The organism is Corallococcus sp. CA047B (assembly GCF_003612065.1).
GTDB classification, from domain to species: Bacteria; Myxococcota; Myxococcia; order Myxococcales; family Myxococcaceae; genus Corallococcus; species Corallococcus praedator.
This window is the reverse complement of record NZ_RAWD01000668.1, coordinates 1-1,026: the sequence shown is the minus strand read 5'-3', so window position 1 is coordinate 1,026 and position 1,026 is coordinate 1. Positions and strand designations below refer to the sequence as shown.

1 protein-coding gene is annotated in these 1,026 nt (G+C 69.8%); it reads right to left on the bottom strand.

From position 1 onward, the window contains the following. A partial coding sequence (locus tag D7X74_RS42060; protein WP_147446920.1) for a phosphopantetheine-binding protein occupies positions 1 to 1,026 on the bottom strand: 1,026 nt, incomplete at both ends.

The window sequence follows — 1,026 nt, the reverse complement described above, 5'->3', positions numbered from 1 at the left end:
CCTCCACCCCTTCCTTCGCCTCCAGCAGCACCGCCTGGTTGAAGTGGTGCGCCTGCGGCAGCTCCTTCTCGAAGAACCACCGCTGGATAGGCGTCAGCGCCGCCTCTCCCTCCACCAGCCCCTGCTCTCCCACCGAGCCTCGGACCGCCTCCACCACCTTCGCCAACTGCTCCACCGTCGGGTGCTGGAACAACTGCTTCGGCGTCACCTTCAGCCCCGCCTGCCCTGCCTTCGCTACCACCTGGATGCTCAAGATGGAGTCGCCACCCAGCGCGAAGAAGTTCTCGCGCACGCCCACCCGCTCCACGCCCAACACCCGCGCCCAGACTCCCGCCAGCGTCTCCTCGGTCCGCGTCCTCGGCGCTTCGTAGGACTCGCTGGCTTCCGTGCTCGCCTCCGGCGCGGGCAGCGCCTTGCGGTCCACCTTGCCATTCACCGTCAACGGCAGTGCGGGCAGCACCGTGAAGACCGCGGGCACCATGTACTCCGGCAGCCTTGCCTTCAGCTCCGAGCGCAACCCGTCCGTCGTCACCTGCGCGCCCGTGCGCGCCACCACGTAGGCCACCAGCCGCTTGATGCCGGGCGTCTCCTCCCGCACCACCACCACGCTCTCGGACACGCCCTCGCAGCGGCTGAGCGCGGACTCCACCTCGCCCAGTTCGATTCGGAAGCCTCGCACCTTCACCTGCGAGTCCAGGCGGCCCAGGTACACCACGCTGCCATCCGGCAACTGCTTCACCTGGTCCCCGGTGCGGTACAGCCGCGCACCCGCCTGCGTGCGGAACGGATGCGGTACGAACTTCTCCGCCGTCAGCTCCGGACGGCCCAGGTAGCCCAGCGCCAGGCCGTCACCGCCGATGTACAGCTCACCCAGCACCCCCACGGGCACCGGCTGGAGTTCCGCGTCCAGCACGTACAGCTCCGTGTTCGACAGCGGACGGCCAATGGGCACCGTCACCGCGTCCGCCGCGAGCGCCTCCACCGCGTGCCACGCCGCGAACGTCGTGCTCTCCGTGGGGCCGTACG